An 8,464-nucleotide genomic window follows, 5' to 3' on the forward strand; every position below is an offset into this window, starting at 1 on the left:
GCTAACTCAGCGCCGGGCGCGCGGCGATACTTTCGCGCGGTCCGGCGATCGACTGGGTGACGGCGGCCGTCGCCCGCCCGGGAATGCCGGGGGAGGGCAGGTGCGGCGCGGTGGCCGGGCTCGCCGAAATGGGGGTGATCGGGGTGCCGGGAGCCACGGCGGCCGGAGTCGGGACGGTCGCCGGCGCCGCGGCGCCGGGCCAGCTCGACGGCACGGACAGCGCCCCGATCGAGCCGGCCCGGCCCGCGTTCACCGAGACGAGGCGCCCGGCGAGCTGGGCGGCGATGGGGCTGGGGCCGCCGGCGCCCGGACTTGCCGTGGACGCCAGGACCGGATCCATCGCGGGGAGACTGCCGGCGCCGCCCAGCAGCGGATTGGTGCTGGACATCAGCTGGCCCATCACCGTGTTCATCGGTTCCATCGCGAACTGGGCGGGTGTGGAAAGCATCTGCAGCTGCGTCATCGGGTTCATCAGTTGCTGGGTCAGCGACTGGCTGAGCGTCTGGAGGAGTTCCTGGCCGAAGGAGGTGAACGTCGGGGTGGGCAGGCTGGTCAGGGTGAGGGGCGGGCTGCTGAACGGCGTCCACGTCGCCTCGGCCGACTTGATGCTGGCGTCGTAGGCGGTCATCGCGGCCACGTCCTGGGCCCACATCTCGGCGTACTGCGCTTCGGTCGCCGCGATCGCCGCGGTGTTCTGGCCCAGGATGTTGGTCGCGATCAGCGACATCAGCAGCGCCCGGTTGGCCGCAATGACCTCCGGCGGCACCGTCGCGGTGAACGCCACCTCGAACGCCGCGGCCGACAACCGGGTCTGGTTGGCCACCAGCTCGGCCTGCCCCGACGTCGCGGTCAGCCACTGCACGTACGGGGCGGCGGCCGTGGCCATCGTCATCGACGCGGGGCCCTGCCATGGGCCGCCGGTCAGGGTCGAGACCGTCAATTCGAAGGAACTCGCGGCCGACGCCAGCTGGGCGGACAACGCGTCCCAGGCGGCCGCCGCCGCCCACATCGTCCCCGAGCGGGGCCCCGCGTACATCCGCGCCGAATTGATTTCCGGCGGCAACAGCACGTAATCCGGCAACACCCGAGACCTCTTCTCGGCCAACCGCCTCGGCCGGTGGGACCTTGGTTGCCCGCCCAGGGATTCGCACCAGCAGCAGCGGTTGTGCAAATAGCTGACGCAATTTTTAACACAATGTGACGCGCGTCGCAGGCGCTTGGCGTGACTGATGGAAGCGGCGGCAAAACCGGTTTGTTCCCACCACTAGAGTGGAAGCCCGATGGTTCAAGGAGAGCGGGAACTAGTGGAGAGCGGCGGACAGTCCAGCCAGGCCAATCAGACGGGAACGGCGCGGGTCAAACGCGGCATGGCCGAGATGCTCAAGGGCGGCGTCATCATGGACGTCGTCACCCCGGAGCAGGCCCGCATCGCGGAGGCCGCCGGCGCCGTCGCCGTGATGGCGCTCGAACGGGTGCCCGCCGACATCCGCGCCCAGGGCGGGGTGTCGCGGATGAGCGACCCCGACATGATCGAGGGCATCATCGCCGCGGTGACCATCCCGGTGATGGCCAAGGCGCGCATCGGCCACTTCGTCGAGGCGCAGATCCTGCAGAGCCTCGGCGTGGATTACGTCGACGAATCCGAGGTGCTCACCCCCGCGGACTACACCCACCACATCGACAAGTGGAAGTTCACCGTGCCGTTCGTGTGCGGCGCGACCAACCTGGGCGAGGCGCTGCGGCGCATCAGCGAGGGCGCGGCGATGATCCGGTCCAAGGGCGAGGCCGGCACCGGGGACGTCTCCAACGCCACCACACACATGCGGGCCATCGGCGGCGAGATCCGCCGGCTGACCTCGATGTCGGAAGACGAATTGTTCGTCGCCGCAAAGGAATTGCGGGCGCCCTACGAGCTGGTGGTCGAGGTGGCCCGGGCCGGCAAGCTGCCGGTCACCCTGTTCACCGCCGGCGGCATCGCCACGCCGGCCGACGCGGCGATGATGATGCAACTCGGGGCCGAGGGGGTGTTCGTCGGCTCTGGGATCTTCAAGTCCGGGGATCCCGCGCAGCGCGCGGCCGCCATCGTCAAGGCGACCACCTTCTACGACGACCCGGACGTGCTGGCCAAGGTGTCGCGCGGGCTGGGCGAGGCCATGGTGGGCATCAACGTCGAGCAGATCGCGCAGCCCCATCGGCTGGCCGAACGCGGCTGGTAAGCCGGGGGCTGTTGGTGGCGATCGAAGAGATCCTTGATCTGGAGCAACTCGAGGTCAACATCTACCGCGGCCGGGTGTTCAGCCCCGAGTCGGGATATTTCCAGCGCACGTTCGGCGGCCACGTCGCCGGGCAGTCGCTCGTCTCGGCGGTGCGCACCGTAGACCCGCGCTACCAGGTGCACTCGCTGCACGGCTATTTCCTGCGGCCCGGGGACGCCAACGAGCCCACGGTCTTCATCGTGGAACGCACACGCGACGGCGGTTCGTTCGCCACCCGGCGCGTCAACGCCATTCAGCACGGCGAAATCATCTTCAGCATGGGGGCGTCCTTCCAGACCGACCAGGAGGGCATCCACCACCAGGACGTCATGCCGGCCGCGCCGCCTCCCGACGGGCTGCCCGGCCTGGACTCGATCAAGGTGTTCGACGACGCCGGCTTCAAGCAGTTCGAGGAGTGGGACGTCTGCATCGTGCCGCGCGACCAATTGCAGCTGTTGCCCGGCAAGGCCTCCCAGCAGCAGGTGTGGTTCCGCCACCGCGACCCGCTGCCCGACGACCCGGTGCTGCACATCTGCGCGCTGGCCTACATGAGCGACCTCACCTTGCTGGGATCGGCGCAGGTCAACCACCTCGACGTCCGCGAGCATCTGCAGGTCGCGTCCCTGGACCACGCGATGTGGTTCATGCGGGCGTTCCGGGCCGACGAGTGGCTGCTCTACGACCAGTCGTCTCCGTCGGCCAGCGGGGGGCGCTCGCTGTGCCAAGGCAAGATCTTCACCCAATCCGGTGAGATGGTGGCGGCGGTCATGCAGGAGGGGCTGACTCGCTTCCAGCGCGGGTTTCAGCCGACCGCGCAGTGAACGCGCCGCGCATCGGCGTACTGGCGCTGCAGGGCGACACCCGCGAGCACCTGGCCGCGCTGGGCGAGGCCGGGGCGGATTCGATGCCGGTGCGGCGCCGCGCCGAGCTGGAGAAGGTCGACGGCCTGGTCATTCCCGGCGGGGAGTCCACCACGATGAGCCACCTGCTGCTCGACCTGGACCTGCTCGAACCGCTGCGCGGGCTGCTGGCCGACGGGCTGCCCGCTTACGGCGCGTGCGCGGGCATGATCCTGCTGGCCAGCGAGATCCTGGACGCCGGCGCGGGCGGGCGCGAGGCGCTGCCACTGCGGGCGATCGATATGACCGTGCGGCGCAACGCTTTTGGCCGCCAGGTCGATTCGTTCGAGGGCGACATACCGTTCGCCGGTCTGGACGGCCCGGTGCGCGCGGTGTTCATCCGCGCCCCATGGGTCGAGCGGGCCGGGGAGGGCGTGCAGGTGCTGGCCGAAGCGTCGGGGCACCCGGTCGCGGTGCGGCAGGGCAGAAACCTGGCGACGGCGTTTCACCCCGAGATGACCGGCGATCGCCGCGTCCACCAGCTCTTCGTGGACGTCGTCAACGGGCACGCCTGACGCACCGGGCCGTCGCCGCTATTGCGGGTCGGGTGTGCGCCGAGGGCTCTCAGCGTGCGTCCAGGGTGGGAAATCGGCGGGATTGGCGCCGTGAGCGCACACCCGATGCGGTTCCCCGGGGATGAGGTGGTCCCCAAAAATCGATAGCGCGGGCGATATCACATTCGCGGAGGCGGATATGCCCGGGTTCCTGTGACTGCTGGGGCGGCTGAGCCGCAAGGGCAGCGGCCGGTCGGGCGCGAGCAAGCGTGCACGTAGACTCGTCTGGCGAACTTTCGAACACAGAAGAGGTAAGAGACACCGATGAGCGGCCATTCCAAGTGGGCCACCACCAAGCACCAAAAGGCCGTCAAGGACGCGCGCCGGGGCAAGGAGTTTGCCCGGCTGATCAAGAACATTGAGGTCGCCGCCCGTACCGGCGGCGGGGACCCGGCGGGCAACCCGACGCTGTATGACGCCATCCAGAAGGCGAAGAAGACGTCGGTGCCCAACGACAACATCGAGCGCGCCCGCAAGCGCGGCGCCGGCGAGGAAGCCGGCGGCGCCGACTACCAGACGATCATGTACGAGGGCTATGGGCCCAATGGCGTGGCGGTGCTGATCGAATGCCTGACTGACAACCGGAACCGCGCGGCCGGCGAGGTCCGGGTGGCGGTGACCCGCAACGGCGGCACGATGGCCGACCCCGGCTCGGTGTCCTATCTCTTCACCCGCAAGGGCGTCGTCACGCTGGAGAAGAACGGCCTGACCGAGGACGACCTGCTGGCCGCCGTGCTGGACGCGGGCGCCGAGGACGTCAACGACCTGGGTGAGAGCTTCGAAATCATCTCGGAGCCAACAGATTTGGTCGCCGTGCGGACCGCCCTGCAGGATGCCGGCATCGACTACGAGTCCGCGGAGGCCAGCTTCCAGCCTTCGGTCAGCGTGCCGGTGGACGTCGACGGCGCCCGGAAGGTGTTCAAGCTCGTCGACGCCCTGGAGGACAGCGACGACGTGCAGAACGTCTGGACCAACGTCGACTTGTCCGACGAGGTTCTGGCCGCGCTCGACGAGGACTGACCGGCCGGCACAGGTCGTCGCCCTCGGGCCTAGTCGTATCCGTGCCGCATGTCCTCGACGATGCGCGGATTGTCCAGCGTTGACGGGTCCAAAGCGCGCGGGCGGGTGTCGTCGGGGAACACCGTGGCGGCGTCCAGCACGTGCTGATTGAGATAGCGCAGCGGGGGAGCGTTGGACGGCACGGTGGGTGCCGGCGGCGTGGACCCGCGGCGCGCCAGCGTGAATCCCCAGTCGCCGAACGTCGGAACATAGACGTGGTACGGCGTCACGGCATAGCCGGCCGTGCGGATCGACGAGGTGGTGCGCCAGAACGCCGTCTGCGTCGAGAACGGGCTGCCGGCCTGCACGACCATGAGCCCGTCGGCGGCGAGCGCGTGGCCGACCAGCGCGTAGAACTCCGTCGAATAGAGCCGGCCCAAAACCGGGGTGTCCGGGTCGGGAAGGTCGACGATGATCGCGTCGAAACCCCCGGGCGGTACGACGTCCGGGTGCGGCGAGCGCAGCCAGCGCATCGCGTCGTCGATCACCACCTTGACGCGCGGGCTGTCCAGCGAGCCGCCGTTGGCCCTGCGCATGGTGGTGCGCGCCAGTTGGATCACCGCGGGGTCGAGCTCGACCTGCACGATCTTGGTGATGCCCGGCTGCCGCAGCAGTTCGCGGGCCACCAACCCGTCGCCGCCGCCGAGCACGAGGACTGATCGGGCCCCTGCCCCCAGGGCGGGGTAGACCAGGCTTTCGGTGTAGCGGTACTCGTCCCGGGTGGAGAACTGCAGGCCGCCGTCCAGGTAGAGCCGCATGTCGTTGCCGCGTTGGGTGACCACGATCTCCTGGTAGGCCGAGTGCTGGTAGGCGATGATCGGGTCGGCGTAGAGCCGTTGTCTGCTCGTCGTCTCGATGTCGGCCGAACGCGCCAGCAGCGTGGCCAGCAGCGCGAGCGCCGCGGCGAGCGCGCACAGCGCCATCGCCAGCTGCCGGGCCGAAACCACCCGGCGCAGAACGAAAATCGCCACGACGGCCGCGGCCAGCAGGTTGACGATGCCGGTGGCCGCCGCGCCGCGGATCATGCCCAGCTGCGGCAGCAGCAGGAACGGCCACACCAGGCCGCCGAGCAGCGCACCGAGATAGTCGGCCGCGTTGAGGTTGGCCAGCGTCCGGCCGGTGTCGGGCGCCTCGCCGCTGCGGCCGCGTTGCAGCATGGTCATCAACAGCGGCACCTCGGCTCCGACCAGCCCACCGATCAGGGCCGTGCCCAGCGCCAGCATCCACATCGACTCGTCGTCGATGAACGCGAACACCGTGTAGAGCGCCGCGGCGGACAGGCCGCCGACGATGCTCAGCAGCACCTCGACCGCGACGAACGCGATCGCCGCGTGCGCCAGGAGCGGCTTGACCACTAGGGCGCCCACGCCGAGCGCGGCGATGTAGCCCGCGACGATCAACGAGGTGGCAACGATGCCGCCGCCGTTCAGGCTCGCCGCCAGCGTCAGCAGAGCGAGTTCGTAGATGATGCCGGACGCCGCGCACGCCGCGACGGCGGCCAGCAGGACGGCCCGCCACCGCCCGGGCAGCGGCGTCGAGGCGACCGACGGCTGTGGCCGGCTCTCCGTCGAGGTCATGAGATGGCGGCGGCGATCACTCCTCCCACGGCCACCAGCATGGTGGCCGTGGCGAAAGCGGCCGGATGCAGCTCGGGCTCGTCGACGTGCTCGCGAAACTTACCGGGCACCGCGATCTGCAGGATCAGCAGCGCCCCGCCCTGCAGCACGACTCCCACCAACCCGTACACCGCCACGCCGACGAGTCCCTGCCCCAGCTGGCTGTAGCTGCTGGCGATGGCGCTGATGATGACGATGGCCAGCGCGATGTACATGGCCGAGGCGAGGACGACGGCGTTCGGGCGCTTGTCGATGAACACCAGTTGACGCAGGTTGCCGGGGGTGAGGACGTCCACCATCAGGAAGCCGGCGATCAGGACGACGACGCCGACCGCGAAGTACAGGACGACGGCGACCACGCCCTGGGTGATCGTGCCGAGGTTGGTGGATCCGAAATCGATCGCGAGGTACATGGTTTGTCTCCTTTGCGTTTCCGGCTAGAGGTCACTTGGTTCCGCCCGGGCCACCCGGGCTGCCGCCGGCGCCGCCCGAGGGGGAGCCGGGCGTGAAGCCGGGGCCCAAAAAGATGAAGGCGCCGTGGCTGTATCCGGCGTTCAGGCTTTCCAGGCGGATGCTGCACGGGTGGTTGCCGTCGGGGCCGACGGTCACGATGTTGTTGCTGTAGCGCAGGTATTCGTTGTCGCCGTTGGCGGCGCGCGCCTCGGGGGCCTGATACTCGGCGAGCGTGTCGGCCACGTCGTCGGCGGAGCCGCTGCATTCGTAGCGCGTCCCGTTAGCGTCGTGGGCGTACTCGTGATAGTGGCCAGCGATGTAGGAGGCAATGTTCTTCTGCGACAAGATGATTCCGAAGACCAGGCAGACGATGGCGGCGACGGCGAGCACGCCGGCTATCACGAACAGACGGTTGCGGCTCACGGGTGCCACCGGCTGGTCGTGTGGACCACCTGTCCGCCGGACCCGACCAGGCTGCGCGGGTACAGGTGCCAGGTCCGCCAACGCCAGCCCGCGGCGTCGGGTTCGGCGGCCAGCGCGGTGAGCGCGGCGTCGTCTCCGGGGAAAGAGCCGCCGAGCCAACCCTTTTCGCGCGCGCATCGGTCACGAAGGTCGCGCGCCAGGCGGCGGAAGGCGCCCTCGTCATAGGTGTCGGTGCGCGACTCCAGGGAGTAGCCGGGCGCGGCCGTGCGTTCCGGCAGGTCGACGCCCAGGCCGCGCGCCGTGCACGAAACCTCTTCGGAGAAGCGGCCCGTGGCGTGCTCGACCGTGACGACGTGCGACGCGCCGAGGACCCCGAGCAGCAGCGCACCGCCGTCGGGGTGGTGCAGCAGGCTGGTCGCCAGCGGTGGCGGCGCGGGCGCGTTGAGCGCGAGTCCGAGCTTCTGTCCGGACACGTCCGAAGGAGTTACGGCGAGCTGATGAAGCGGCACCGGCGCGTTCCTAGGAGGACGGGGGCGGGGGCGCCGGATACACGGTCAGCTCGCCGGTCAGCACCGGTTTGCCGGTCGAGACCTCCCACGGCATGCCCGGCGCCCAGCGCTCGAACGAGAGCAGTAGGGACTCATCGGAGTTGGCGCAGTCGATGAACTCCATCTCGCCGCCCGCAGGCAGCCCGGTGGTGCCCTCGGTGGTGAACGAGGCGCGCCCGCGTTCGGATTCGTGAAACGTCACCCCGTCGACGACGTACTGGCCGCCCGGCTGCAGCGTGAGGTCCTTGCGGCTGACCCACATCGCCAGCTCGAGGCGTCCGTCGTCCTCCTCGACGCTGAACCAGATCGGCTGGTCGCCGCCCTCCAGCAGGTGCTCCCACCACACGAAGGGGCCCTCGCGGTAGGTCACCGATCCGCGCACGACGTAGTCGACGCCGCCGTAGCTGACGATCGCGCCGGGGCCGAGTTGCCGCGGACCGAATTCCGGCATCGCGTTGAACGAGAGCGGATCCTGGCGGCCGCGTGGGGGACTCGGTTGCTTGGGGCGTCGCAAAGCGATGACGAGTACGACGATGGACGCGATGAACAGCACGATCGCGATAACGACCAGCAGTGATCCCACGCGAGCCCTTCCGTTGCCACCTGTCTTGAGCGAACGTGGGGTAAAGCTAACAGCTTTTCCGCGAGTTCGGCGCT

The 8,464-nt window shown here is 69.4% G+C and carries 10 protein-coding genes; 4 read left to right on the plus strand and 6 right to left on the minus strand.

Annotation, left to right across the window (positions count from 1 at the left end; all coding sequences use genetic code 11):
* Window position 1: 1 nt before the first annotated feature.
* Window positions 2-1,084: a PPE family protein gene (locus A9X03_RS10470; protein ID WP_082974463.1), complete on the minus strand. Its 1,083-nt coding sequence runs from the start codon at window positions 1,082-1,084 to the stop codon at window positions 2-4.
* Window positions 1,085-1,304: 220 nt separating this feature from the next.
* On the opposite strand from A9X03_RS10470, the gene pdxS reads away from it, so the two are divergent.
* From pdxS to A9X03_RS10495, 4 genes are all read left to right on the plus strand, one after another.
* Entirely contained in the window at window positions 1,305-2,216 is a 912-nt protein-coding gene (pdxS, locus tag A9X03_RS10480) for a pyridoxal 5'-phosphate synthase lyase subunit PdxS (RefSeq protein ID WP_156670025.1), read from the plus strand.
* 14 nt (window positions 2,217-2,230) lie between these two features.
* Window positions 2,231-3,076 (plus strand): acyl-CoA thioesterase II, encoded by an 846-nt coding sequence (tesB, locus tag A9X03_RS10485; protein ID WP_067783960.1) that lies wholly within the window; start codon window positions 2,231-2,233, stop codon window positions 3,074-3,076.
* A complete protein-coding gene (pdxT, locus tag A9X03_RS10490; RefSeq protein WP_067751755.1) occupies window positions 3,073-3,669 on the plus strand; it encodes a pyridoxal 5'-phosphate synthase glutaminase subunit PdxT in 597 nt (198 codons plus the stop codon). The genes tesB and pdxT overlap by 4 nt, the downstream gene beginning before the upstream one ends.
* Window positions 3,670-3,972: 303 nt before the next feature.
* Window positions 3,973-4,728 (plus strand): YebC/PmpR family DNA-binding transcriptional regulator, encoded by a 756-nt coding sequence (locus A9X03_RS10495; protein ID WP_067751758.1) that lies wholly within the window; start codon window positions 3,973-3,975, stop codon window positions 4,726-4,728.
* A 29-nt stretch (window positions 4,729-4,757) separates the two neighbouring features.
* Here A9X03_RS10495 and A9X03_RS10500 read toward each other — a convergent pair whose 3' ends face one another.
* Genes A9X03_RS10500 through A9X03_RS10520 form a run of 5 tightly spaced genes read right to left on the minus strand, consistent with a single transcriptional unit; the run spans window position 4,758 to window position 8,390 of the window.
* Window positions 4,758-6,344 (minus strand): polyamine aminopropyltransferase, encoded by a 1,587-nt coding sequence (locus A9X03_RS10500; protein ID WP_068260920.1) that lies wholly within the window; start codon window positions 6,342-6,344, stop codon window positions 4,758-4,760.
* Complete coding sequence (locus A9X03_RS10505; RefSeq protein ID WP_067751764.1) at window positions 6,341-6,796, minus strand: DUF350 domain-containing protein; 456 nt, start codon at window positions 6,794-6,796, stop codon at window positions 6,341-6,343. The genes A9X03_RS10500 and A9X03_RS10505 overlap by 4 nt, the downstream gene beginning before the upstream one ends.
* Window positions 6,797-6,827: 31 nt before the next feature.
* On the minus strand, window positions 6,828-7,259 hold the full coding sequence (locus tag A9X03_RS10510; protein WP_067784859.1) for a DUF4247 domain-containing protein: 432 nt from the start codon (window positions 7,257-7,259) through the stop codon (window positions 6,828-6,830).
* Window positions 7,256-7,768, minus strand: coding sequence for a DUF2617 family protein (locus A9X03_RS10515; RefSeq protein ID WP_067751766.1), 513 nt, complete (start codon window positions 7,766-7,768; stop codon window positions 7,256-7,258). The genes A9X03_RS10510 and A9X03_RS10515 overlap by 4 nt, the downstream gene beginning before the upstream one ends.
* Window positions 7,769-7,778: 10 nt before the next feature.
* Complete coding sequence (locus tag A9X03_RS10520; protein WP_067784857.1) at window positions 7,779-8,390, minus strand: DUF4178 domain-containing protein; 612 nt, start codon at window positions 8,388-8,390, stop codon at window positions 7,779-7,781.
* Window positions 8,391-8,464: the final 74 nt, after the last annotated feature.

Origin of the sequence: Mycobacterium sp. E1715, assembly GCF_001667625.1 — a bacterium.
GTDB lineage: Bacteria > Actinomycetota > Actinomycetes > Mycobacteriales > Mycobacteriaceae > Mycobacterium.